Annotated in this window: 26 protein-coding genes and 1 pseudogene; 16 read left to right on the forward strand and 11 right to left on the reverse strand. The window is 55.9% G+C overall.

The window, feature by feature from the left end; translation table 11 throughout:
- Window positions 1–123: 123 nt before the first annotated feature.
- Complete coding sequence (locus tag VQ830_RS08415; protein ID WP_337267631.1) at window positions 124–588, forward strand: DUF5680 domain-containing protein; 465 nt, start codon at window positions 124–126, stop codon at window positions 586–588.
- 160 nt (window positions 589–748) lie between these two features.
- A complete protein-coding gene (locus VQ830_RS08420; protein WP_337267632.1) occupies window positions 749–1,810 on the forward strand; it encodes an HWE histidine kinase domain-containing protein in 1,062 nt (353 codons plus the stop codon).
- Between the two features lie 126 nt (window positions 1,811–1,936).
- On the opposite strand, the gene preA is transcribed toward VQ830_RS08420, so the two are convergent.
- From preA to VQ830_RS08440, 4 genes are all read right to left on the reverse strand, one after another.
- The gene (gene preA / locus VQ830_RS08425) at window positions 1,937–3,250 is read right to left on the reverse strand and encodes an NAD-dependent dihydropyrimidine dehydrogenase subunit PreA (protein WP_337267633.1); all 1,314 of its coding nucleotides are present in this window, start codon (window positions 3,248–3,250) and stop codon (window positions 1,937–1,939) included.
- A gap of 11 nt (window positions 3,251–3,261) precedes the next feature.
- On the reverse strand, window positions 3,262–4,620 hold the full coding sequence (locus tag VQ830_RS08430; RefSeq protein WP_337267634.1) for an NAD(P)-dependent oxidoreductase: 1,359 nt from the start codon (window positions 4,618–4,620) through the stop codon (window positions 3,262–3,264).
- 486 nt (window positions 4,621–5,106) lie between these two features.
- Window positions 5,107–6,069, reverse strand: coding sequence for a sensor histidine kinase (locus tag VQ830_RS08435; RefSeq protein WP_337267696.1), 963 nt, complete (start codon window positions 6,067–6,069; stop codon window positions 5,107–5,109).
- 235 nt (window positions 6,070–6,304) lie between these two features.
- The gene (locus VQ830_RS08440) at window positions 6,305–7,099 is read right to left on the reverse strand and encodes a response regulator (protein ID WP_337267635.1); all 795 of its coding nucleotides are present in this window, start codon (window positions 7,097–7,099) and stop codon (window positions 6,305–6,307) included.
- A 264-nt stretch (window positions 7,100–7,363) separates the two neighbouring features.
- On the opposite strand from VQ830_RS08440, the gene VQ830_RS08445 reads away from it, so the two are divergent.
- Window positions 7,364–7,570 carry a NepR family anti-sigma factor gene (locus VQ830_RS08445; RefSeq protein ID WP_337267636.1) on the forward strand — a complete coding sequence of 69 codons (207 nt, stop codon included), beginning with the start codon at window positions 7,364–7,366 and terminating at the stop codon, window positions 7,568–7,570.
- A gap of 10 nt (window positions 7,571–7,580) precedes the next feature.
- Window positions 7,581–8,135: an RNA polymerase sigma factor gene (locus VQ830_RS08450; RefSeq protein ID WP_337267637.1), complete on the forward strand. Its 555-nt coding sequence runs from the start codon at window positions 7,581–7,583 to the stop codon at window positions 8,133–8,135.
- A gap of 389 nt (window positions 8,136–8,524) precedes the next feature.
- Here the strand turns inward: VQ830_RS08450 and VQ830_RS08455 are convergent, their stop codons facing one another.
- Together VQ830_RS08455 and VQ830_RS08460 are read right to left on the reverse strand one after the other, a co-directional pair.
- Window positions 8,525–8,926 carry a hypothetical protein gene (locus tag VQ830_RS08455; protein ID WP_337267638.1) on the reverse strand — a complete coding sequence of 134 codons (402 nt, stop codon included), beginning with the start codon at window positions 8,924–8,926 and terminating at the stop codon, window positions 8,525–8,527.
- Between the two features lie 8 nt (window positions 8,927–8,934).
- A complete protein-coding gene (locus tag VQ830_RS08460) occupies window positions 8,935–9,285 on the reverse strand; it encodes a hypothetical protein (RefSeq protein ID WP_337267639.1) in 351 nt (116 codons plus the stop codon).
- A gap of 455 nt (window positions 9,286–9,740) precedes the next feature.
- Between VQ830_RS08460 and VQ830_RS08465 the strand changes: the two genes are divergently transcribed.
- The 6 genes and pseudogenes from VQ830_RS08465 to hmuQ all read left to right on the forward strand — a co-directional run bounded on the left by VQ830_RS08465 (window position 9,741) and on the right by hmuQ (window position 12,731).
- Complete coding sequence (locus tag VQ830_RS08465; protein WP_337267697.1) at window positions 9,741–10,124, forward strand: hypothetical protein; 384 nt, start codon at window positions 9,741–9,743, stop codon at window positions 10,122–10,124.
- Between the two features lie 725 nt (window positions 10,125–10,849).
- On the forward strand, window positions 10,850–11,395 hold the full coding sequence (locus VQ830_RS28800; RefSeq protein WP_438617523.1) for a TonB C-terminal domain-containing protein: 546 nt from the start codon (window positions 10,850–10,852) through the stop codon (window positions 11,393–11,395).
- Entirely contained in the window at window positions 11,365–11,604 is a 240-nt protein-coding gene (locus VQ830_RS08475; protein ID WP_337267641.1) for an energy transducer TonB family protein, read from the forward strand. The genes VQ830_RS28800 and VQ830_RS08475 overlap by 31 nt, the downstream gene beginning before the upstream one ends.
- A gap of 228 nt (window positions 11,605–11,832) precedes the next feature.
- Window positions 11,833–12,144 (forward strand): annotated as a pseudogene (locus VQ830_RS08480) (DUF2325 domain-containing protein); the annotation flags it as partial.
- Window positions 12,141–12,413 (forward strand): hypothetical protein, encoded by a 273-nt coding sequence (locus tag VQ830_RS08485; RefSeq protein WP_337267642.1) that lies wholly within the window; start codon window positions 12,141–12,143, stop codon window positions 12,411–12,413. The pseudogene VQ830_RS08480 and the gene VQ830_RS08485, both read left to right, overlap by 4 nt.
- A 3-nt stretch (window positions 12,414–12,416) precedes the next feature.
- Entirely contained in the window at window positions 12,417–12,731 is a 315-nt protein-coding gene (hmuQ, locus tag VQ830_RS08490) for a heme-degrading protein HmuQ (RefSeq protein ID WP_337267643.1), read from the forward strand.
- Window positions 12,732–12,796: 65 nt separating this feature from the next.
- Here hmuQ and VQ830_RS08495 read toward each other — a convergent pair whose 3' ends face one another.
- Together VQ830_RS08495 and VQ830_RS08500 are read right to left on the reverse strand one after the other, a co-directional pair.
- On the reverse strand, window positions 12,797–13,171 hold the full coding sequence (locus VQ830_RS08495; protein WP_337267698.1) for a DUF423 domain-containing protein: 375 nt from the start codon (window positions 13,169–13,171) through the stop codon (window positions 12,797–12,799).
- Window positions 13,171–13,566, reverse strand: a complete 396-nt coding sequence (locus VQ830_RS08500) for a group II truncated hemoglobin (RefSeq protein ID WP_337267644.1) — start codon at window positions 13,564–13,566, stop codon at window positions 13,171–13,173. Before VQ830_RS08500 ends, VQ830_RS08495 begins: the two co-directional genes overlap by 1 nt.
- 230 nt (window positions 13,567–13,796) lie before the next feature.
- On the opposite strand from VQ830_RS08500, the gene VQ830_RS08505 reads away from it, so the two are divergent.
- The 6 genes from VQ830_RS08505 to VQ830_RS08530 all read left to right on the forward strand — a co-directional run bounded on the left by VQ830_RS08505 (window position 13,797) and on the right by VQ830_RS08530 (window position 19,874).
- Entirely contained in the window at window positions 13,797–14,123 is a 327-nt protein-coding gene (locus VQ830_RS08505; protein ID WP_438617525.1) for a DMT family transporter, read from the forward strand.
- A gap of 259 nt (window positions 14,124–14,382) precedes the next feature.
- Window positions 14,383–15,168 carry a ThuA domain-containing protein gene (locus VQ830_RS08510; protein ID WP_337267646.1) on the forward strand — a complete coding sequence of 262 codons (786 nt, stop codon included), beginning with the start codon at window positions 14,383–14,385 and terminating at the stop codon, window positions 15,166–15,168.
- A 10-nt stretch (window positions 15,169–15,178) separates the two neighbouring features.
- Complete coding sequence (locus VQ830_RS08515) at window positions 15,179–16,222, forward strand: Gfo/Idh/MocA family protein (RefSeq protein WP_337267647.1); 1,044 nt, start codon at window positions 15,179–15,181, stop codon at window positions 16,220–16,222.
- A 292-nt stretch (window positions 16,223–16,514) separates the two neighbouring features.
- Complete coding sequence (gene olsC / locus VQ830_RS08520) at window positions 16,515–17,360, forward strand: ornithine lipid ester-linked acyl 2-hydroxylase OlsC (protein ID WP_337267648.1); 846 nt, start codon at window positions 16,515–16,517, stop codon at window positions 17,358–17,360.
- A 296-nt stretch (window positions 17,361–17,656) separates the two neighbouring features.
- Complete coding sequence (locus tag VQ830_RS08525; RefSeq protein WP_337267699.1) at window positions 17,657–18,871, forward strand: adenylate/guanylate cyclase domain-containing protein; 1,215 nt, start codon at window positions 17,657–17,659, stop codon at window positions 18,869–18,871.
- 130 nt (window positions 18,872–19,001) lie between these two features.
- Entirely contained in the window at window positions 19,002–19,874 is an 873-nt protein-coding gene (locus VQ830_RS08530; RefSeq protein ID WP_337267649.1) for an aldose 1-epimerase family protein, read from the forward strand.
- Window positions 19,875–19,927: 53 nt separating this feature from the next.
- Here VQ830_RS08530 and VQ830_RS08535 read toward each other — a convergent pair whose 3' ends face one another.
- From VQ830_RS08535 to VQ830_RS08545, 3 genes are all read right to left on the reverse strand, one after another.
- The gene (locus tag VQ830_RS08535) at window positions 19,928–20,089 is read right to left on the reverse strand and encodes a hypothetical protein (RefSeq protein WP_337267650.1); all 162 of its coding nucleotides are present in this window, start codon (window positions 20,087–20,089) and stop codon (window positions 19,928–19,930) included.
- 173 nt (window positions 20,090–20,262) lie between these two features.
- Window positions 20,263–20,763, reverse strand: coding sequence for a GNAT family N-acetyltransferase (locus VQ830_RS08540; RefSeq protein WP_337267651.1), 501 nt, complete (start codon window positions 20,761–20,763; stop codon window positions 20,263–20,265).
- A gap of 27 nt (window positions 20,764–20,790) precedes the next feature.
- A complete protein-coding gene (locus VQ830_RS08545) occupies window positions 20,791–21,669 on the reverse strand; it encodes a carbohydrate ABC transporter permease (RefSeq protein ID WP_438617505.1) in 879 nt (292 codons plus the stop codon).
- Between the last annotated feature and the right edge of the window lie 2 nt (window positions 21,670–21,671).

A 21,671-nucleotide genomic window follows, 5' to 3' on the forward strand; every position in this document is an offset into this window, starting at 1 on the left:
TGCATTTTGGGCAGTGCGTTCTATGAATAAGCCGAAGGCAACTGACGCTCTAAAAATCGGGGCATTCGTTTCGCTCCGACGCATGTGCTGTGAGGCAGCGAGGATGAGGGAGGGAGGCAGCAGGTGATCGATCTCGATCTCCTCAATCGGACGATCGTCGCGGCGAAAGCTGCTTCCTATGTAGGAGGCGGCAAGACCTCCCCTTCAAGCCGAGAAGGCTCACATGATCTTGCTTGGACGAGTGGCGACTGGCGCTATCTCGACAGCTACTTCGGGGGGACCGATTTTATCGGGCAGGAAGTGTTGTGGTTTTGCGGCGAGCCTGTCTGGGCCATGAATTACTATGGCTACATCACGCGCGCGGATCTCATCGATGGCACCCGGGCAGGGGACACCATCCGTGCCGCGCTGTCCGAGATGTATCGGCAGGGCCGCTTTCTTGGCGGCTTCGACTGGTCAGGTCCGAGTGGCGTTTATCGAGATCGGAATGAAGGCGATGCCTTTCATTTCAAAGGTCGTGAGACGATTGCTGTCGCCGGGACCGAGGCCTATGCGCTCGACTATTCCGGCGGTTTGATCAGGCCCTGAAGCGTTCGCCGGCCCGTCATCCGAACCGATGGGCAAACGATGCGTTCGGTTCGCTCTACGCGGTAATTTGCCTCAGCAATTTAGCTCCATGCAGTTTCAGTTTGCAAAGCGTGCTGCATGTTTTTAAGAGGACTGAATGAAGGACTGAGGATAGCGGTTTTTGACTCACGATTTTCCGGGCGACCGCGGGCCTATGGGCGAGGCCATTCGAGATTATGATTGGGCGTCGACGAGCATTGGGCCGATAGATCAGTGGCCGGTGTCGCTGAAAGCTGTTGTCGAGATGATGCTGAAACAGCGTCATGCGATCTGCCTGTTCTGGGGAAGCGACCTCAACATCATTTTCAACGAAGCCTATGGCTCTCTGCTTGGCATGAAAGCCGAGGGGGCGCTTGGACAGCCCTTTTCCAAGCTATGGGCGGAAGTGTGGGACGATCTGAAGTCTTTCACGGATCGCGCTCTTGCCGGCGAAGGTACCTTCGTGGAGGATTTTCGCCTCATGATGGACCGCAACGGCTACCTCGAGGAGACCTTCTGGACCTTTTCCTACAGCCCGCTCTATGACGACGAGGGCCATATTCGCGGCATCATCAACGTTACGATCGAGACGACGCCTTTTGTTGTTGCCCGGCGCAAGGAAGAGATGCTCAAGCGCGAATTGATCCATAGGGTCAAGAACACGATGGCGGTGACGACGGCTGTCGTGACGGCAACCATGCGTCACGCCGATACGCTGGAGGAAGCGCGCGAGACCGTGCGCAATCGCATCACGGCACTCGGAGAAGCGCAAAACCTCGTTTATCTCTCGGACCGGGACGTTACGATCTGCGAAATCGTCCGCGAGAGCATGAAAGCGCATCTCGATCATGAGGGCAGGGCGGTGATGGATGGTCCTTCGCTCTGGATTTCATCGCAGCAAGCCTTGGGCCTCTCGATGGCGATCTACGAATTGGCCACCAATGCCTTGAAATATGGCGCCTTGTCCAACGAGCAGGGCACTGTGACAATCACCTGGTCTGTGGACGACAACGACAGTTTTCATCTCTTATGGCAAGAACGCGGTGGGCCACCGGTCTCTCCGCCAAAACGCAGTGGTTTTGGTTCACGTCTGACCGGACGGATCGTCGCCGCGTATTTCTCGGGTGAGGGAAATACGACCTATCACCCCGAGGGCGTCACATTCGAGTTGAAGGGCATCTACCGCCGCCACGATCACGGTTGATCGGGGCGTTATGAGTGAGTTCCCACGAACGAAATCCGCACACGACAGACGATTGCGCGTTGCCATGAACATACAAGGTTGCGCGATGCGCGCTCCACAAGCGCGCATCGCTTTGTCATCAGGTTGTTATTCTGCAGCCTGGCGTGCCATCGGGTTGTTTGGATGGGTCGTCCAGTTGGCATAGGTAGACTCGACGAACTGGCCGGTGCGCTTGTCCAGAGTTCCTGCCTCAAGCGGAACCATGGTGATGCAGTTTTCCACGGGACAGACGTTGACGCAAAGATTGCATCCAACGCACTCTTCTTCCATGACCTCGAAATGCCTGATGCCATCGACCATGGAAGTGATTGCCTGGTGTGACGTGTCTTCGCAGGCGATATGACAGCGACCGCATTTGATACAGGCATCCTGGTCGATGCGCGCCTTGGCCACATAGTTGAGGTTGAGATACTGCCAGTCGGTAACGTTCGGCACAGCGCGGCCGCAGATGTCGTCGAGCGTGCGATGGCCCTTCTCGTCCATCCAATCCGAAAGGCCGGTAATCATTTCCTGGACGATCTTGAAGCCGTAGGTCATGGCAGCCGTGCAGACCTGAACATTGCCTGCGCCAAGAACCAGGAATTCTGCCGCATCGCGCCACGTCGTAATGCCGCCGATGCCTGAGATCGGCATCCCGCGTGTTTCTGCATCCCTGGCGATTTCCGCCACCATGTTGAGCGCGATCGGCTTGACCGCAGGGCCGCAATAGCCGCCATGCGTGCCTTTACCGCCTACTGTCGGTTCGGGCGCGAAACTATCGAGATCGACAGCCGTGATGGAGTTGATCGTGTTGATCAGCGAAACCGCGTCCGTGCCGCCGCGCTTGGCGGCCCGCGCCGGATAGCGGATATCGGTGATATTGGGGGTGAGCTTTGTAATCACGGGCATGCGCGTATATTGCTTGCACCAGCGCACCACCATCTCAATGTACTCAGGTACCTGACCAACGGCGGCGCCCATGCCACGTTCGCTCATGCCATGAGGACAGCCGAAGTTGAGCTCGATGCCATCCGCGCCGGTCTCCTCGACAAGCGGCAGAATGGCCTTCCAGCTTTCCTCTTCACAAGGCACCATGATCGAGGCGATCAGGGCGCGATCCGGCCAGTTCATTTTGACCTGTTTCATCTCCCGCAGATTGGTCTGAAGATCGCGGTCGGTGATGAGTTCGATATTGTTGAGGCCGAGAAGGCGGCGGTCGGCGCCCCAGATTGCGCCGTAACGCGGACCGTTGACGTTGACGACTGGCGGGCCGGCCTCGCCGAGCGTTTTCCATACCACGCCGCCCCATCCGGCCTTGAAGGCTCGCTCGACGTTGTAGGCTTTGTCCGTCGGTGGTGCGGAGGCCAGCCAAAACGGGTTTGGGGATTTGATGCCGATGAAGTTATTTCTGATATCAGCCATGATGCTTCCCCTCAGGCGACGGCGACGACAGGCTGCGCAGCAGCCAGGGCGCGATGGATGGATTCAGCCGCGTCGCGCCCTTGCGCGACGGCGGATACCGTCAGGTCGTCTCCGCCGGCCACACAGTCTCCGCCGGCCCATATGCCCTCGCGTGTCGTGCGACCTTCCGCATCGACCTTGATGCGGCCGCCTTCCATGGCGAGCGTATCGAGGCCCGATGCTTCAAACGTTTGTCCGATTGCCTTCAATATGTGGTCGCAGGCGATAAAGCCTGTCTCGCCCGTCAGCGCCAGGCGCCCATCGACAAGTTTGGTGTAATCGACTTCGATACCCTTGACGACGCCGTTTTCAGAAAGCACGGCGCGCGGCGCGAGCCAATGACGAATGACGACGCCCTTCGAGGTCGCCAGATCCTGCTCGAATTCGGAGGCATTCATATGTTCCTTGCCACGCCGGTAACATATCGTCACCTCCTCGGCGCCCAGGAGCTTGGCTTGAACAGCCGCATCGATTGCCGTCATACCTCCGCCGAGCACGACAACGCGTCGACCGATGCTGATCGTCGCCTTTTCCTTGGCCTGGCGCAGGTCGGCGATGAATTCAACAGCATCTTCAACCCCTGCCATCGACTCGCCCTCGATCTTCAGCGCATTGACGCCAGCAAGGCCAAGCCCGAGGAAAACCGCGTCATATTGCGATTGCAGATCTGCAAGAGACAGATCGCGACCGAGCGCCGCTCCCTGGCGAATTTCGATGCCGCCGATGGCTGTGACGTAGTCGACTTCGCGCTGCGCGAAATCATCGACGGCTTTGTAGGTAGCGATACCATATTCATTCAGGCCGCCTGGCTTTTGCCGCGCATCATAGATGACGACATCGTGACCCTTGACCGCAAGGCGATGCGCGGCAGCAAGACCGGCGGGACCAGCGCCGATAACGGCGATCTTCTTGCCTGTCGGTGTCGCGCGTTCGTAAAACTGCTTGTCGGCATCCATGGCAACGTCTGTCGCATACCGCTGCAGCCGTCCGATCTCGACGGGACGCTCCTCGGCCGTATTGCGTACACAAACCTCTTCGCACAACTCTTCGGTGGGACAGACGCGAGCGCACATTCCGCCCAGAATATTTTGATCAAAAATGGTTTTCGCGGCACCAAGCGGATTGCCTGTGGCGATTTGACGAATGAAGAGAGGAATATCGATTGAGGTGGGACAGGCCGTCATGCACGGCGCGTCGTAACAGAAATAGCATCGATCCGCCGCCACGAGCGCTTCATGACGATCCAGCCGCGGATGAAGATCAGAAAAATTGGCCTCGTAGTCTGCCGGAGACAGACGTCCCCCTTGGATCCCAGTCGGGTTGCCTTCCATCTCAGTTCCCTCTTTTTTGTTCGATGGTCAGTGAGGAAAACGTAACTCAGGAAAAAAAATTTATCAAATGGTAAAATTTTGAAGCGATATCGGTCTTCATTATTGAGTTAAGTTACTGAAGATAGATACTTTTTATTCATTCCTATCCTGCGGCGCGGAGCTGCTATCTCGCAAATTTCGACGCGGAAGCGATTTTTTTAAAATCAGGTGGAACCAAACTTATACGGGGCCGTTGTAGAGCTGTCCGGATGATGATCGCATCGACCCTAACATGCGCGCCCCCAACGCATCATCCGGTTACTCACGGTCCCCTCCCGGTGAGTAAAACAGCCAGCGCGTCGCCCTCGCGCTGGCTGTTTTTATTTTGACCTTATGTCCTATCGTCAATCACCACGCTGTCCCAACGCGACGCGCGACGCTCCTTGAATCTGCCCGTTGAGATTGACGTCGTGCCGATCGTTAGCATCGATCAGGTGTTGGCTCGCCCTATAGTTTGCTTGCTACTGTCCGCAGCTCAAACTCGCTTTCGGGGATGCTCAGGTGATATTCGATGCGGCCGTCACCGATCTTGAAGTCGGATCGGCCGTTAACGGACGAGGGTACAACGCGTTCGAGAACCGTTTTTCCGAAGCTCGTCTCGGCAAGATCATGTATTTCGGGGATCTTGTCTAATTTCTCCATCCACACGATTTCGATGGTTCTTTTGCCTGTGGCCTGAACCAGGCGGCAGTCGAGGGAAATCGACCCGGTCCCGGCGGCGATGGCGCCATAGGAAGCGGAGTTGATAATGAGTTCATGCAAGGCGAGCCCAAGATGGACGGCCGCATTTGGCGTAAGATGCGCATTTTCCCCGAAAATCGGCGGGCTGCTTCTGTTTTCCGGCCAATAGGGTGCAAATTGCTTTTCTGCCAGCTCGAAGAAATAGGCGCCCCGCCAGCTGGAATCCGTTATCAGGTCCTGGGAATGCGACAACGACTGAAGTCGGCCGCGGAATTTAACGAGGAAGTTGTCGAGGGACAGCGTATTGCGCGCGGTCTGGGTTGCGATGCCCTGAATGATGGCAAGCAGGTTCTTTGACCGATGCGAAAGTTCCCTTAATAGAGACTTCAGGACCTTTTCCCTATGCCTCGTTTCTGTAACATCCGAGATGACGGATAAAACCCCGTAAGCGTCAGGGGTGCCAACCCGCTGCATCTTGAGTTCGTAGGTGCGGGTTTCACCATCGACAATCAGCTCGACTTGCACATTGTCGGCTGCTCCGGAGGCCAAAAGCGAGGTTTTTCGCTCTTTCAGCTGGTTGGCCTGCTCGGCGCCATAGAGATCGGTATCGCGGCCGCCTGGTGCAAAATTTGCCTTGAAAGGAGAAGGAAGATTTTCAGCGAAGATGAAAGATAAGCTGGCGTCTTGATAGATTATGCCGATGCCTGCGCTTGTCAGCGCATTCGACATCAGTGCAACTTTACTCTCAAGCTCCAAGTGCGCCTCGGCTCTCCGGTGATGACTGTTCACCAAGCCGCCTTTCCTCAATTCTATCTAACCGTGAAAAATCAATCGCAGGCATATGGCCCCAGTCAAGCACTTTGTGCCCGGTGAGGCCATAAGCAGCGTCCTGCGATAGACGGATGCTGGTAGCACCGCAACGCGTTTCTTCCGGCATGGTTCCACACCCGCCGGAAGATCATGATTAGGCAGCAACCTTGGTAGATTCGTTGAAGAAAAGAGCCTGACTGATCAGGGCTTTGACCATATCTGGGTTGAACGGCTTGGTTACCAGGAAGGTTGGTTCAGGACGCTCGCCAGTCAGCAGGCGTTCAGGGAATGCAGTGATGAAAATCACCGGGATGCTCGAGGTCTTCAAGATGTCATTGACCGCATCGATACCCGAGCTGCCATCGGCCAACTGAATATCGGCAAGAACCATGCTCGGTTGCGTTTTTTCATACAGGGCAACGGCTTCAGAGTGGGTTCTGGCAATGCCGGTCACACGATGGCCGAGGCTCTCGACCATCTGCTCGATATCCATTGCGATCAATGGTTCGTCTTCGATGATCATGATGTCGGTTGCGACCTGACGGGAAATTTCGCTCGATGCAACGTCAAGAAGACCCATGGCTTCGTCTTCCCGGACTTCGAGAATGTCAGCGATCTCAGGCACTCTAAAGCTTTCGACCGAAGCCAGCAAAAATGCCTGGCGAGCTAATGGCGGAACCTTGGCGAGGTTGATCGTCGCACGCTGCTCCCAAGCGTAAGGAGAAGCAGGCTCAGGGATCTGCACTGCAGTGGAACCAAACAATTTCGTGAAAAGTTTATAGAGCGCAACACGGTCGTTAGACGTATCCGGGAAGATGCTCAGGTCCGCTATGATGGCTTCAAGAACAGCGGCAACATAGGCATCGCCAGAAGTTTGAGTGCCGGTGAGTGCGCGGGAATAGCGGCGCAGGTAGGGAAGGTGCGGCGCGATTCTTGTTGAAAGTGTCATTAAAGGCTCCCGTCTGCGGGTCGTGGACAGACCCTAATAGGCAATAAAACGCAGCTTCCTAAAAAAAGTTCCGCCCCGCTCGGGAACTTTTTCACGCCTTCCGCATTGTTCATGCCGACTAAGTCATGGCAAAAGTGAGCGAAGATGAATAGCTTTGAGCGCAGGTACACTGACAGAAGCGCAGCGGATGAAATCCCGCATCGTGACGCCTCGTTGCGTGCTGTCAACCAAGGCCAAAGGCACCCATCAAGAAGTGAAGAGTTAATGACCGCAAAAACGAACGATGATCCTGAAAGCCAGGCTCCGAATAACCGCTCCGGCGATATTCTCGATCCTAGCAATCAGATAGGCGTGAAATTGCGGTCGCTTTATGCTGCAGCACAGGATGAGGCTATTCCGGATCGGTTCCTGGATCTTCTCGAGAAGCTCGATCAGGCGGAAATGATGTCTTCTGCCAAGACCGGCAAGTGAGGAGACCTTGATGTCGCAGCAGCAGACAAGTTTCAAAAGAGAAATGCTGGCGGCCTTGCCCAGTCTTCGCGCATTTGCGATTTCGTTAATCGGTCGTCACGACCGTGCAGACGATCTGGTGCAGGATACCATCATGAAAGCTTGGGCCAAGCAGGATCACTTTGAGATGGGTACGAATATGAAGGCCTGGCTCTTTACGATCCTGAGAAACGAGCTCTACAGCCAAATGCGCAAGAGTGGCCGTGAAATCCAGGATAGCGACGGGCTGTTTACCGAGTCTATGGCGACACATCCGTCGCAATACGGCGCGCTGGACTTACAGGATTTTCGCAAGGCTTTGGAGCAACTTCCAGCGGATCAACGTGAAGCCATCATTCTCGTGGGAGCCTCGGGCTTTTCCTACGAAGAAGCAGCTGAGATCTGCCAATGTGCCGTTGGAACAATCAAAAGCCGCGTGAACCGTGCCCGCCAGCGCCTACAGGAACTGTTGCAGATTTCCGGTGAAGTTGAGTTTGGACCTGACGCCACATCGGCGCCGCTTACATCGAAGGCCTTTGCTTTCTAAGGCCGTGTCAGATGGGAACACCAAAGGCTGTCCTGCTTGTAGCAGGGCCGCCTTTTTTCATGGCGGTCTTCTGAGCCACGTAAGAATTGCGCCGCTAATTTAGCCCACGTTCTTAATGTGTTAGGTCAATGCAGTGTCTGTGGACACACTTACAGGTCCGGCTGGCCTGTTTCCGAATTCATCCAGGAACGGTCTTGATGAAGCCTGCGTAGGCGCATGCCGACCAGTACCAGCCGACAATCGGATAATACGAGCTTGGGAAAGACAAGTTAGGGCGTTACCGGAACAAAGAGGGTAAGGCCCAGGCTGTAAGTTCCACTGCGATGAAATGATCCAATAAAAAAGCCGCCAAGAAGCTGGCGGCCTTCGGCATTCGTTCCCTTTGAGGATCAGTCGTCGTCGCCTTTACCAATAAGATTGGCGGCAACGAGAGCCGCAAGAATGCCTGCCGTAAGAAGCGGCTGGCCTCGGATAAAGCTCAAGCCCAGCGCTGCTGCACTTTGTACGACCGCTTTGCGTTCCCGCGCGCGGCGAGCATCCCGTGCATTGAAGATTGCCATGATGATAAACATGACAATGGCAATAAGCACTGCACAGGCTGCCAGAAAAAGAGCTGCTTCTACGGGCCCGTAAATATGCGCCAACCAAATTGTTCCGGCTGTGACGGCAAGAACATATGCAGTTAGAAGAAAAAAGACTGCTATGCCGACAAGGATACCGTTGCGCTTAACCCGCGCAACGGTTGAATGAATGCCTGGGCCCATTAGGGTGCCCAATATTGTTAATAGCATCGGTGCTCCTAGCGACGCGCGAGGAGGGCGACAGCCAGTCCAACAGCGGCAGCAGCGCCAACTGTGGCGAGCGGATGGCGGCGTACGGTTTTGCTGACCTCAGCAGTGCCGCGACGATAGCCGCGGTGAAGCTCATTGAGAAGGTCTTCGCCACGCGCTAGAAGCTCTTCGTAGCCTTCTGTCGCCTGCGAACGAACTCTCTCGCCTTGACGGCGTGAGTTCTTGCCGATGAGTTGAGAAAGGCTGCCGATTTCTTCACGCAAAGAAGCGATCTGATCTTCGATGGTGGACTCGATATCGCTCAGCATGCCATTGGCATTGCGGCGGCCACGGACGGACTGGAAAAGGGAAGAAGCCATGATTTTTGCTCCATAACTGGGGCGTTTCGCCCGTTGAAAAATACGAAGGCAAGGGGAGCCTGACGCAAACATCTCGCTCTCTCACCAAGTCAGTTCAAAAACGTACGACGCCTGAAAAGGTTCCTTCCAGCGTTGCTACAGTACTAAACCCCCAAATTTACATCTTGATATCGATCAAACCGGACGGTCAGTGACGACCCGAGCTAGGCATTGCCGGCCCAGTCACGCGCGCTCGATGCCGATTTCCATCAGCATCAGTTGTTGTCCGCCAAAGATAATATACGATCACGTTAAATAACTTGACTTTATCAGTCATCAATTTCTAAACACGAATAGATGACACAGTTAGTCTAGTTTCTGAGAGGTCTTCGATGCGTGCTTTGGCCCGACAAAAACGGCAAGTTGCCGCCAGTCTTTTTGGTCTTCTTGGTTTCGTTCTGTCTGAGAGCGCGGCGATGTCGCAAACGCAGTCACCCGTCTCGCCCGGTTCGACCGAGCAAGTGCTTGAGGTCGAGCTAAATGCACTTGGTCAATTGCAAAATGGCTGTGCGGCGACCTTCGTGCTGACGAACCGTCTTGGCGCGCCAATCCGTAAGGTCTCCTATGAACTCGCCTTTTTCAACGACAAGAATGTCGTCGATAAGATCACGACGATCGATTTCGGCGAAATCCCGCAAGACAAGACGCGGGTGCGCAAGTTCAACTTACCCAATGTGACATGTGCTGGCGTCAAGCGCATCGTCGTCAATGACGCGCCTGCCTGCGATGGACCAAGTGCGCGCGCCTGTCTGGATATGCTGAGAACGCGCTCTCAGGTCTCTGTTCCCTTCGAAGGATGAGGTTGTGGCCGGCAAGGCCGCATCGTTGAGAACCTGGAGAGGCTAGAATGGCAAGAGCGATGCGATCTGCCAAGGTTGATGGCATGCAGCGTTGGAGTGCTGCCCAGGACGGGCAGGGCATCGATCGCCTGCCAGGTCACGAGATCTCGGATCTTGCAAATGCGCCGCGCCTTCCAGAACCCGAAGCTGTCATTCATTATAGGCGCCATGCCGAGATCGGCGCATTCCCTCAAAGTCCTTCGATTGAAGCTCAGGCAGCGGCAAATGTCCCTTCCGTGGCGATCGACCTTGCAGACAAGGCGGCGCTTCGACATCCGCTGCGTGAGCGGCTCCTGGCTGTTTGCGGCAGCTCGCTTTTCCTTCATAGCGCACTCGTCGTCGCTCTGATGACATTTGTCAGTGCGCCTTTGCCTCTAAACGACGAGGCCGGCGAAGCGGTCGAGGTCATCATGATTGGGGATGCCGACACCGACCAAGTCGCTGCCGGTCAGGAAAGCGTGGAAGCGCAGCCCCAGGAGGTTACACCCGAAGCGGTCGTGCCTGACATCATCCAGCCTCAGCCTATGGAGGAGATGAAGGCGCAACCCTTAGAGGCTGAGACTGCACCGACCGCTCCGGTCGCGCCAACTGAGACCGTGACGCGAATTTCCCCCGAAACGGTGACAGCCAGCGAGCCGGAGGTCCTCACATCACAGGGTCCGGCCGAGACGTCCGTCGCCCAACCTATGGCGCCGGAAGTCGTTCAGCCGCTTCAACCAGCGCCGCAGCAGGACGCTACTGCGATTCCGGTCGAACCGCCGACGCCAAGTGAAAAGCCGCAGATCGCGCCGCCACCCAAATCCCAAAATCGAAAGAGTGTGAAGCCTGAACCGCTAGTCAAAAGCCAGCCCCAGCAAAAGCCTCGTCGCGCTGCGTCCGGCTCCAAGGGCGACGCGAAGGAGGATAAGAAGAAGGGCGTTGCAGATGGAAGTGAGGCCGGAACCTCGTCGCGCGCCGTGGCCGGCGCTGGCAAGGGAAATGGCGAGGGCAGCGCTGCCGTGCGTGGTTATCCCGCCAAGGTCAATGCAAGAATACGCCGCTTCATGCGGATACCCGGCCAGTACAAACGGATGAGCGGGCTTCTCAATGCGCGTGTGAACATCACCATTCAGAAAGACGGCAGTCTAAGTGCGATTTCACTCGTCCGCAGCACGGGAATACCCGAGNTCCCGCCAAGGTCAATGCAAGAATACGCCGCTTCATGCGGATACCCGGCCAGTACAAACGGATGAGCGGGCTTCTCAATGCGCGTGTGAACATCACCATTCAGAAAGACGGCAGTCTAAGTGCGATTTCACTCGTCCGCAGCACGGGAATACCCGAGCTCGATCAAGCCGTACTGGAAAGTCTTCGGCGCGCTGCGCCCTTTCCCGAGCTTCCGGAAGAATGGACGAAGCCGGTCTGGTCCTTCACGCAGGAGGTTCAGATCAACGGACGGTAAGGCCCGCTCCGGCTAGATTCGTCTCCGATTTAAAATATGATAAAAATAATCCACTTTATACTTTACTGAGAAATTCAAGTTTCATAAGGTCAGGCGGCGTTGCAAGGCGCGAGGGTTCAAAACGGGATGGAGTCGATGGCAAGAAAAATGAAGAAGGCAGCCAGGCACAATGAGCCTGCGAAACAGACGCAGGTAGCTGCATCTCAGGAGCTCGGCGAGGCGACAGGTGTCCGCAGCTTTCTTTATGTCGGCGGACGCGATTGCCAGGTCGCGCATTTGCGGCAGATCGCGAGCAATTTCGGAGCGGAATTGATCCATCACGACGGTGGATTGCGCGAAGCGGTCTCACGGATCGATACGGTTCTGCCGTCCGTCGACTGCGTTTTCTGCCCAATCGATTGCATCAGCCATGACGCTTGTCTGCGCGTGAAGACGGGTTGCAAGAAGTTCGGCAAAGCCTTCATCCCGTTGCGAAACGGGAGCAAATCCAGCCTTGAGCGCGCGCTTCAGACCATGCGTGAAAGAGATACGGCGCGATGAGATCCTTCGAGGCCGACCAGTTGATCGGGTTGCACAAGCTTTCCGATAGGGATGGTTCGGGTATGGTACCGGAACTTTACGCCCTCATTCAGGACAGGGAAAATACGCGGCTCGGATGGTCCAACGTTGTTCTTTTTCCCGCCTGGGAGGCGCGAATGCCGGGCGAAGAACCTGCAAAGCCGTTGCAAATTCCTGCCAAAGGCGGCACCGTTCTGCCGTTCCCCACGAAAGTGGCGGCGCATTTTGCAGGACGTGCTCAGGGAGAATGATTGATGTTTATTGCCATGAACCGTTTCAAAGTTGCTGAAGGCTCGGAAAGCGATTTCGAGGAGGTATGGCGCAAACGGGATTCCAGTCTTGCCAACGTCCCGGGTTTCGTGGAGTTCAAGCTCCTGCGTGGCAGGGCCCATCCCGACGAGGGATATAGGCTTTATGCATCGCATTCGGTGTGGCGCAGCGAAGAAGACTTCCTCGAATGGACGCGCTCGGAGAACTTCCGTGCCGCTCACCGAAGTGCGGGCGACAGGCGGGATATGTATAAGGGCCCGCCCGTATTCGAAGGTTTTACTGTCGTCGAGGGAGCCTGACACCGACCGCGGCAAATGTCAGGCCGCGTGATTGATATCTTCAATTCGGTGCGCCGTGCCGCGTCTCAAACGTCTTTGGTGCGCAGAATACTGCTCGCTGCAAGCGAAAGCCAGCCGAGCATCATGGCCCACCCACCGGTCGGCGCGGCGTAGGGAAACAGGCCGCTGCCGAGGAGGCGCAGCGCCACGAGATCGCCGGCAAAGAGCAACGTTCCCAAGATCATCAAGGTGCCTGCAAGAGCAGCGGTCCTCACGGCTCGCCCTGCCAGCGCAAGGGCAAGAAGCGCCGGCGCATGCGCAAGACACATGGCCGAGGCGAAGGCGAAGAATTTGGGGTCGCCGCCGCCGTGGGCGGAGGCCGCCGCAAGACCCACACCCGCACACCCGAAGAGACCGGAAAAAACCAGAAAAATGCGTGTGGCTTTCGACATCTGGGTCATCATGCGTCATCCCTGTTCTGCATATGATGCGCCAGACGCTCGATCGGGGGCCAGATGATGTCTCTGAACTTTTGGTTTTCAATGGTCTCGTCCAGCGCTTTACGGAAACAAAGAAGCCACTCGTCACGCTCGCGTGCGCCGATCGGCGCGATAAAGTGCCGAGAGCGCAACCGCGGGTGACCGTATTTCTCGACATAGACGGGCGGGCCGCCAAGATAGCCGGTCAGATATTCGTAAAATTTTTCTTCGCTGCCTTTCAGGCTGGGCGGATGGACAGCACGCACGTGGTGCGCCTCGGGTAGGCTGTCCATCAAGGCATAAAAGCGTGCCGACAGCGCTCGTACGGCCTTATCCCCGCCGATCGCGTCATACAGAGTGATGACCTCTTCTGCCAAAACGAATACCTAATTCCGTTACCTCAGTGCTTCATGCCACGGAGCATGTCTTGGCTGCAACTCTTTGCGGCTGCGGCATTTTGAAAGATGAACCTGAACGACGTTCTGATGTCGCCGTTTGGCCTGTTCTTTCCTTCCAAACTAGGGAGGATAAAGATGGCGCTGGACGGCTATGTCGGTGCGAGTCGGAAACAAGACAAGCAAGGAGCAATCACGTGAGTCCTCCCATGATCTACGGTATGCTTTTCCTTGCAATTGTTCTCGAGGTGATTGGCACGACGGCGCTTCAAGCTTCGCAGCAGTTTACCCGCCTATGGCCGACGCTCATCATGGCGGCCTGTTATTGCAGTGCCTTTTACTGCCTCTCGGTGACGCTCAAAACAATTCCCGTCGGGATCGCTTATGCGATCTGGAGCGGTTTGGGGATTGTGTTGATCTCCATTGTCGGGCTCGTTTTCTTCAAGCAAAAACTCGACCTGCCGGCCATTTTGGGACTTGGTCTCATCATCACAGGCGTCCTCATCGTCAATCTGTTTTCGAAATCGATCCAGCACTGACATATGTCGCGCGGAATTGGTTTCACAGAAGATGCTTAGTTCTCTATCCAAGGTAAATTGTGGGAGATCCTCTCCATGCGGATCGACTTCCGCTTGTGATCAAGCTCGCTTCTCCTGCCGTCCTGATGTTGCCATGAAGGGCTGTAAGCGTCTTTTCAAACGGTGGTGATAGCCTATGTTCAGGCTAAGAGAATCACGACCCAAGCTAGTCGAAACGCGCCGCCAGAACGGCCACGCACATGACGCAAAAGGAGCGATAATGCCGATTCGCACGGTTGTCTGGGGTGAAAATATTCATGAACATACCAACGAGGTGGTTCGCGGCATCTATCCCGAGGGGATGCATACCACCATTGCCAACGCCTTGAACGCCGATCCTGAGATTGAAGCAACGACAGCAACGCTGCAAGAGCCGGAGCATGGCTTGTCGGCAGAGCGCCTTGCGGCCACTGACGTCCTGACTTGGTGGGGTCACAAGGATCATGGTTCCGTATCGGATGCCGTTGTTGAACGCGTTGCCGAACGCGTCTGGGAGGGCATGGGCTTGCTCGTGTTGCATTCGGCGCATTTCTCGAAAATCTTCAAGCGGCTGATGGGCACACCCTGCGCCTTGAAGTGGCGCGAGGCAGGAGAACGTGAACGGATTTGGACCGTTAATCCGGGTCATCCGATCGCTGCTGGCATCGGCGAGCATTTCGAGCTTGAAAACGAGGAAATGTACGGCGAATTCTTCTCGGTGCCCGAGCCCCTGGAAACCGTGTTCATTTCCTGGTTCCAGGGCGGCGAGGTCTTCCGCTCAGGTATGACGTGGCGTCGCGGCGCCGGCAACATTTTCTATTTCCGTCCCGGTCATGAGACCTATCCGACCTACCATCAGGATACGGTCCAAAAGGTCCTCGTGAATGCGGTAAAGTGGGCCTACAATCCGCACGCCAACTTTAGACAAGTGACCGAAGCGCCAAACGTACCCGTGGAGAAGGCGCTCGAGCCGATCACGGAACGCGGTCCCAAACTTCATAAGGCCGGGGAAGCCGGCTATCGCTGAGAGGCATTCAATGCGACTTCTTGTTCTTGGAACAGGCGTGATGGCGAAAAACCAGCTCGCCCATTTTTCCCGTATGGATGGTGTCACACTGGCGGGCGCCGTTGATCTTGACGCCACCCGCCTTGCTGCTTTTGCTGATACTTTCGGCATCGAAAAGCGCTTTGCGACCTTGGAAGAGGCGCTGGCATGGGGTGAGTTTGATGCCGCCACCAACATTACGCCCGATCGTGCCCATCATCCAACGACCATGGCCTTGATCGCTGCAGGCAAGCACGTCTTTTGTGAAAAGCCGCTTGCAGAAAATTACGACAAGGCGCTCGAAATGACCGAGGCGGCGGAGGCGGCCGGAGTCATTAACATGGTGAACCTGACTTACCGCAACGTCTCGCCGCTACAGCGGGCGCGCGAAATGGTTCTTGCAGGTGAACTTGGCACCATCAAGCACGTAGAAGCCTCCTATTTGCAGAGCTGGCTCGTCTCCCGGGCCTGGGGCGATTGGCGCACGGAGTCGACGTGGCTCTGGCGTTTGTCGACCGGCCATGGATCCAATGGCGTTCTCGGAGATATCGGTATCCATATCCTGGACTTTGCAGCCTATGGCGCGGCAACCGACGTGGACCATGTCTTCGCGCGCCTGAAGACCTTCAACAAAGCGCCGGAAGAACGCATCGGCGATTACACGCTCGATGCCAATGACAGTTTCACCATGGCTGTCGACTTTGCCAATGGCGCACTGGGCGTCGTGCATGCCAGCCGGTGGGCGACGGGCCATCTCAACGAACTGAAGCTGCGCGTCTACGGCGAAAAGGGTAGTCTTGAGGTCATCCACCGGCCGAATGGGGCCGAACTTCACGGCTGCCTCGGCGAAGATGTGGAGACGGCAACCTGGCGTCCTATCGAAGCGCCGCCCGTACCCACCAATTATCAGCGTTTTGCCGATGCAGTGGCAAACGGCACACAGCCTGACCCCAATTTTCGGCATGCGGCCAATCTCCAAAAGGTGCTCGATCTTGCGATTGTGACCGAAAGGGAACGTCGTGAACTGAAAGTCTAACCGGATTGCCGCGCCCGAAGTCCGTTCGAGCGCGGCTGTGCCCGCTTTATCGCGGTCGGGCGGCTTCTGCGCATTTGCCAGCAAGTATTCGCAACGCATGCTGCTTTGCCGGTCTGACACTGTCAGAGGGTGGATTGAAACTTCGCTGGCTCAGGAATATCTCTGGCAACAATCGGCATGAACAGGCGACATCCTTAGCTATCTTTGATCGATATCTGCTCTTGCGTCACGCCGCGCGTTGTTCGTATGTAACCTTCACGGAAAACTCTTCTTATTCGCATTGGATGATTCAATGACCGACGGCACAGCTGATACTCTTTCCAAGACATCAGGTTCCAAGCAGGATGGCCAAACCTTTGGCACGACAGGCATTGCCCCGATGGAAAGACCGAGCGCCGTCACGCGGTTCTTCATGGGGATCGTTGCTTGGGCTGAGAAGCTCAATTACAAATATGCCAAGCTTGGCAATCCGCCAGTCTACGAAAATGCCACCTTTCCCTGGGCTGCCGAAGTGGAAAAGGCATGGCCACAAATTCGTGTCGAACTCGACAAGGTGCTGGTGCGCAAGAACGAGCTGCCGTCTTTCCAGGATATCTCGACTGACGTGAAGACCATTTCCACGGACAATGGTTGGAAGACCTTCTTCCTCCTTGGCTTTGGCGTAAAATCCGAACAGAACATCAAGGCGTGCCCAGCGACATGGAACGCCGTTCAAAAGATCCCCGGATTGAAAACAGCAATGTTTTCGATATTCGAGCCAGGCAAGCATCTGCCGGCCCATCGCGGTCCCTATAATGGCGTGCTGCGTCTTCATCTTGGCATGATCGTTCCGGAGCATCAGGGCGACGAGATCGCTATTCGCGTCAAGGACAAGATCTGCCATTGGCAGGAAGGCAAGGTGCTGATCTTTGATGATGCCTACGAGCACGAGGCCTGGAACCACACGGATAAGACACGCGTCGTTCTATTCGTCGACTTCGTCAAGCCGCTGCGCTTCCCGGCGCGGCTCGTCAACTGGATGCTGATGAACCTTGCGATTTTCACGCCTTTCATTCAGGAAGGCCTCGACAATCATAAAGAATGGGAAAAGAAGTTCTACGCAGAAGCGGAAGCCATGCGCAATCGCGCTCGGCCATAAGGTTTTTTGCGTTCGTCTCGTTCGACTGCCTTCGCACCATAAAAGGTGCGATGGCCCAGCCGTATCACAAGACGTGTTTCATTAACGACCGTTTTCGTCCATCGGCGTGGTTTACCGATTGCTGCTTTTTACTCTAAAACAGCTTAAGCAGACAGAATCGCATCGCATCTGCAGATTTTGCATATGCCTTCCATCAGCGAAGTCTATAATAACAATTCGACGACCTTCTTCAGCCTGCTTCGTCAGTGCCGGCTATATGTTTAGGAGGGCGGGCTTGATTGAAGTCCGCCAACAGCATGGTTCAGCCTACCGAGATCCGCCCGCAAGATGTTACCTCCGTGGACAACGAAGGGATCTGGCCGGTGCGGCGCAGTCGCGTTATTGATTGGCTCATCAATGAGACGAGCAACGAACGCTATATCGACAATATTATAGTGGCCCTTTGCGACAAGCTGGTAGAGGCGGGCGTCGCCCTTGATCGCTGCAGCGTCCATTTCAGAACTCATCACCCCCAATGGCACGGCGCACGCGTTCTTTGGCGCCTCGGCATGACCGAGGCTAAGATCACCACCTTCGCCTATGGGGTGGAAAACAGCCCGCAATTCGTCAACAGTCCGATCAATGCCGTATTCCAGGGGGCTGCGGAAGTGCGCACCGAGTTGGAAGAACTCGATGAATTCGATGATTATTACGCCGAGTTCAAGCAGCAGGGCTATACCGAATATGTGGCCTGGCCAATGCACCACACCTTCGGCCGCCGGCATGTGGCGACTTTTGTCACCAAACGCGTGGGCGGCTTTCGTGAAAGTGACATTATCGCCTTGAAAGACGTTTTGCCCGCTCTGACGCTCGTGACGGAAATTCGAACCAAGAACATCCTGGCGCGGACGATGCTGGAAACCTATGTGGGACCGCATGCCAGCGAGCAGGTTCTCGCCGGCGCCATCACGCGCGGCAGCGGATCGACCGTTAGCGCTGCCATCATGATCTGTGATTTGCGGGGCTTCACCCATATCTCGGATATGTGGCCGCGCGACGATGTGATCGAGCTCCTTAACGCCTATTTCGATGCGATCAGCGAACCGATCGAGCGCCACGGCGGCGAGATCCTGAAGTTCATGGGCGATGGCCTTTTGGCGATCTTTCCGCTCGATAAGGACCAGGCCTGTCTTGATTTGCTGCAGGCCATCCGAGAAGGCCGCGAGGCAATCAATGCGCTCAACGATGCCAATCGCGATGGCGCCAGGCCGCATCTCGACTACGGTGTGGGCGTGCATATCGGTGATGTGATGTACGGCAATATCGGATCGCGCAAGCGGCTTGATTTCACCGTGATCGGACCCGCCGTCAACATCGCATCTCGTCTCGAAACACTGACGAAGCAGGTCAAGCGGCCGGTGCTGCTATCGCGCGCGTTTGTCGATATGGCTGGTTGCGAGGATATCGATAGGCTCGGAAGTTTTCTGCTGACAGGGCTGGATGAGCCGGTTGAGGTCTTTGCGCTCCGTTAGCGCGCTTGTCCATCTCTCGGCATACGATGACCGCTCCCGGTCTTGTTGGAAGCATAATCTTGTCAGGCCCTCGTGAGAAAAAGACTGTAACAGGCATGACTTACCCTAGCAAACGCCGAAGGAGGCCTTGATGTCGACAACCACCCGCATCTCCAACAAGTATTTATCTGTTGAGGTCAGCGAGCTTGGGGCGGAGATGCAGTCGCTGCAGACAGCGGATGGACGCTCGTGGCTGTGGAATGGAGATGCCGCCTTTTGGACGGGTCGTTCGCCGATTTTGTTTCCAATCGTTGGAAAGGCGCCCGACAACAAGGTGTCGATCGAAGGCAACCAATACGAACTGGCCCAACATGGGTTCGCGCGGCGCTCGACCTTCGTGTTGGATGAGTCGGATGAGAGCATGTGTCGCTTCGTTTTGTCATCCTCGGATGCAACTCGCTCGGTTTATCCGTTTGAGTTCTCGCTGGCGGTAACACATCGGCTTGACGGAGCTCGGCTTTCCGTGGAGGCGCAGGTCCGTAATCTTGACGCGCGCCCTATGCCTTTCGGGCTCGGTTTTCATCCGGCCTTCCTCTGGCCTCTGCCGGGTGCGGAAGGACATGAGCACAGGATCGTACTCGACAATGGTGGAGAGCCTCGGCTTGCCCATCTCGCCGATGGCCTTTTGACCGGCGACTTGCAGGCTTCTCCATTTCAGGCGGGGCGTCTGGTGCTCGCTCATTCCTTGTTCGACGCCGATGCACTGATTTTTCCGCAGGATGCGGGAGAAGGGCTACGGTATGAAGCAGAGGGCGGGCCGCAGCTTAAATTTACCTTCCAGAACCTGCCGAACATTGCCCTTTGGAGTAAACCGGGAAACGCGCCATTCCTTTGCGTCGAGCCGTGGCATGGTACGGCGGCTGAAGCTGGAAAAGGCGATGCAATCACAGCGCGCCCATTCACCAATCTTCTTGCTCCTGGCGAGACCGAGCAATTCGGTTTTACGGTAGCGATAGAGGGCTGAAGTCGTTGGATCATCTGGCCGGCTCGGGATCGGACCGCGCCGGCTATCCAAAATCAGGCTCGTTGTTGGTCGTGCGAAAGGCGGGTGGTTTCCGTCTCTGACATATCGAGACTGTTCAGCAGTTCTTTCACCAGCTGGGAAATCCGGTCGGCGGATGTGCCTTTGGCATATTCTTCTTCCATACGACGTCTTACCAGTTTTTCGATCTCTGACATATCTGTCACCTCGTTTATCCGGCGCAGATCTTATGTTGGACCTGTCAGCTGGAGGAACAAGTTACAAATCTGTCATCATCCGGACGAAGACGTAAATTATCATTTTATATCAGGGCGTTACGGATATGCATCACATGTATTTGAAAGAGATCTCACGTGTTGCATGAGCACCCTCAGTGGGACTCGTCAACCTCGGTCGGATGCGCTGTTTTCAACATTCCTCTGTAAATGCCAGGAATAGAACCTTCAATCGGAATTGCCCCCACGCTATGACGGTAAAACTCCATTGGGCCTGCGCCGCCGATCACGCCATAGGGGTAGCCTTGGGCGTACATGTCGAGAAGGGTGGTAAGAAGAAGAGCGTGACCAATGCCTTTGCCGCGTGCTTCTTGGTCGACGCCTGTCGGACCGAAAAAGCCTTTGGCTGTTGCGTCATGGCAGGCAAAGCCCTGCAAAATGCCGTTCTCTACGGCGATGAAGCAGGTTGGCGGCTGGCGCATTGCGGCCGCCGTTGCCTCGGCGGCCCAGCCCGCACCAAAGCGCGGCTCGATCCAGTCCGTCAGTGCCTTCAGTTCCGGCACCAGCAGGCGCCGGATCGTGATGCCCTGATCAGCCATCCGCTTGTTCAGCGCTTCATCGGGCTTAAGCTCGTAGAGCTTAACGAGCATGTCCATCTAGCAAATCCTCCAAGAAATATTACTTCAACCCTTTACCGCCCCCGCGGTGAGGCCCGCCACAATCCGTCGTTGGAAAATGAGGACGACGATAATGAGCGGCAATGTAACGGTCACAGATGCGGCCATGATTTGTCCGAATGGATATTCATAGCGATTGTTGCCGGCTATGAGGCCGATGGCCACCGGCACGGTGCGATTTTCGTCCGTCAGCGTAAAGGTAAGAGCGAAGAGAAATTCGTTCCAGGCGAGGATGAAGGCGAGGATGCCCGTGCTCGCCAATGACGGGCCCATCAACGGCAGAAGAATTTTTGTGAGGATGCGGAAATGCGAGCAGCCGTCGATGATGGCGGCCTCTTCCAGTTCACGCGGGAATTCGCGGATGAAGGTTGTCAGGATCCAGGTGGTAAAGGGTACCGTCGACAGAAGATAGGTCAGGATCAGCGCACTGGGACGATTGAAAAGACCCATCCAGTTGATCAACTCGAACATTCCGGAGAGCACGACCACCTGCGGGAAGATCGAAATCATCAGGACAATCAAGAGGACTGCGCGGCGCTGCGGAAAGTCGATGCGGCCAAGCGCATAGGCGGCGCTGAGACCGATGACCAGTGAGAAAAACGTCGTTGCAACGGCCACATAGACGGAATTCACGAGCGATCCCATGAAAACGCTATTGTCGAGCAGTTGGCGGTAATAGGTGAAGTTGAATGCCGGAAGTAGTGCCGATCGGAAAAGCTCTGCGCCCTGCTTTGTCGAGGAGACAAAGGCCCAGTAATAGGGAAAGAGCGTGTAAATCATGACCAGGAACAAGGCGGCCATCTGTAGCGCAACACCGAGCCTGCGCCGCATCCGATAATAGGATGGGGAGCGGCGAGGGGCGCGCTTGAAAGAAATTTCCGACATCC

Origin of the sequence: Oryzifoliimicrobium ureilyticum, assembly GCF_037199735.1 — a bacterium.
Lineage (GTDB): Bacteria > Pseudomonadota > Alphaproteobacteria > Rhizobiales > Rhizobiaceae > Rhizobium > Rhizobium ureilyticus.

Bases quoted from the DNA above. Each gene is read 5' to 3' on its own strand.
- VQ830_RS08510 (WP_337267646.1), top strand. From the start codon at position 14,383: ATGCCGATTCGCACGGTTGTCTGGGGTGAAAATATTCATGAACATACC.
- VQ830_RS08475 (WP_337267641.1), top strand. From the start codon at position 11,365: ATGCGGATACCCGGCCAGTACAAACGGATGAGCGGGCTTCTCAATGCG.
- VQ830_RS08545 (WP_438617505.1), bottom strand. From the start codon at position 21,669: ATGTCGGAAATTTCTTTCAAGCGCGCCCCTCGCCGCTCCCCATCCTAT.
- VQ830_RS08450 (WP_337267637.1), top strand. From the start codon at position 7,581: ATGTCGCAGCAGCAGACAAGTTTCAAAAGAGAAATGCTGGCGGCCTTG.
- VQ830_RS08465 (WP_337267697.1), top strand. From the start codon at position 9,741: ATGTCGCAAACGCAGTCACCCGTCTCGCCCGGTTCGACCGAGCAAGTG.
- VQ830_RS08485 (WP_337267642.1), top strand. From the start codon at position 12,141: ATGAGATCCTTCGAGGCCGACCAGTTGATCGGGTTGCACAAGCTTTCC.
- VQ830_RS08540 (WP_337267651.1), bottom strand. From the start codon at position 20,763: ATGGACATGCTCGTTAAGCTCTACGAGCTTAAGCCCGATGAAGCGCTG.
- preA (WP_337267633.1), bottom strand. From the start codon at position 3,250: ATGGCTGATATCAGAAATAACTTCATCGGCATCAAATCCCCAAACCCG.
- VQ830_RS08445 (WP_337267636.1), top strand. From the start codon at position 7,364: ATGACCGCAAAAACGAACGATGATCCTGAAAGCCAGGCTCCGAATAAC.
- olsC (WP_337267648.1), top strand. From the start codon at position 16,515: ATGACCGACGGCACAGCTGATACTCTTTCCAAGACATCAGGTTCCAAG.
- VQ830_RS08455 (WP_337267638.1), bottom strand. From the start codon at position 8,926: ATGCTATTAACAATATTGGGCACCCTAATGGGCCCAGGCATTCATTCA.
- VQ830_RS08535 (WP_337267650.1), bottom strand. From the start codon at position 20,089: ATGTCAGAGATCGAAAAACTGGTAAGACGTCGTATGGAAGAAGAATAT.
- VQ830_RS08530 (WP_337267649.1), top strand. From the start codon at position 19,002: ATGTCGACAACCACCCGCATCTCCAACAAGTATTTATCTGTTGAGGTC.
- VQ830_RS08515 (WP_337267647.1), top strand. From the start codon at position 15,179: ATGCGACTTCTTGTTCTTGGAACAGGCGTGATGGCGAAAAACCAGCTC.
- hmuQ (WP_337267643.1), top strand. From the start codon at position 12,417: ATGTTTATTGCCATGAACCGTTTCAAAGTTGCTGAAGGCTCGGAAAGC.
- VQ830_RS08435 (WP_337267696.1), bottom strand. From the start codon at position 6,069: ATGTCGAATGCGCTGACAAGCGCAGGCATCGGCATAATCTATCAAGAC.
- VQ830_RS08430 (WP_337267634.1), bottom strand. From the start codon at position 4,620: ATGGAAGGCAACCCGACTGGGATCCAAGGGGGACGTCTGTCTCCGGCA.
- VQ830_RS08460 (WP_337267639.1), bottom strand. From the start codon at position 9,285: ATGGCTTCTTCCCTTTTCCAGTCCGTCCGTGGCCGCCGCAATGCCAAT.
- VQ830_RS08495 (WP_337267698.1), bottom strand. From the start codon at position 13,171: ATGACCCAGATGTCGAAAGCCACACGCATTTTTCTGGTTTTTTCCGGT.
- VQ830_RS08440 (WP_337267635.1), bottom strand. From the start codon at position 7,099: ATGACACTTTCAACAAGAATCGCGCCGCACCTTCCCTACCTGCGCCGC.
- VQ830_RS08525 (WP_337267699.1), top strand. From the start codon at position 17,657: ATGGTTCAGCCTACCGAGATCCGCCCGCAAGATGTTACCTCCGTGGAC.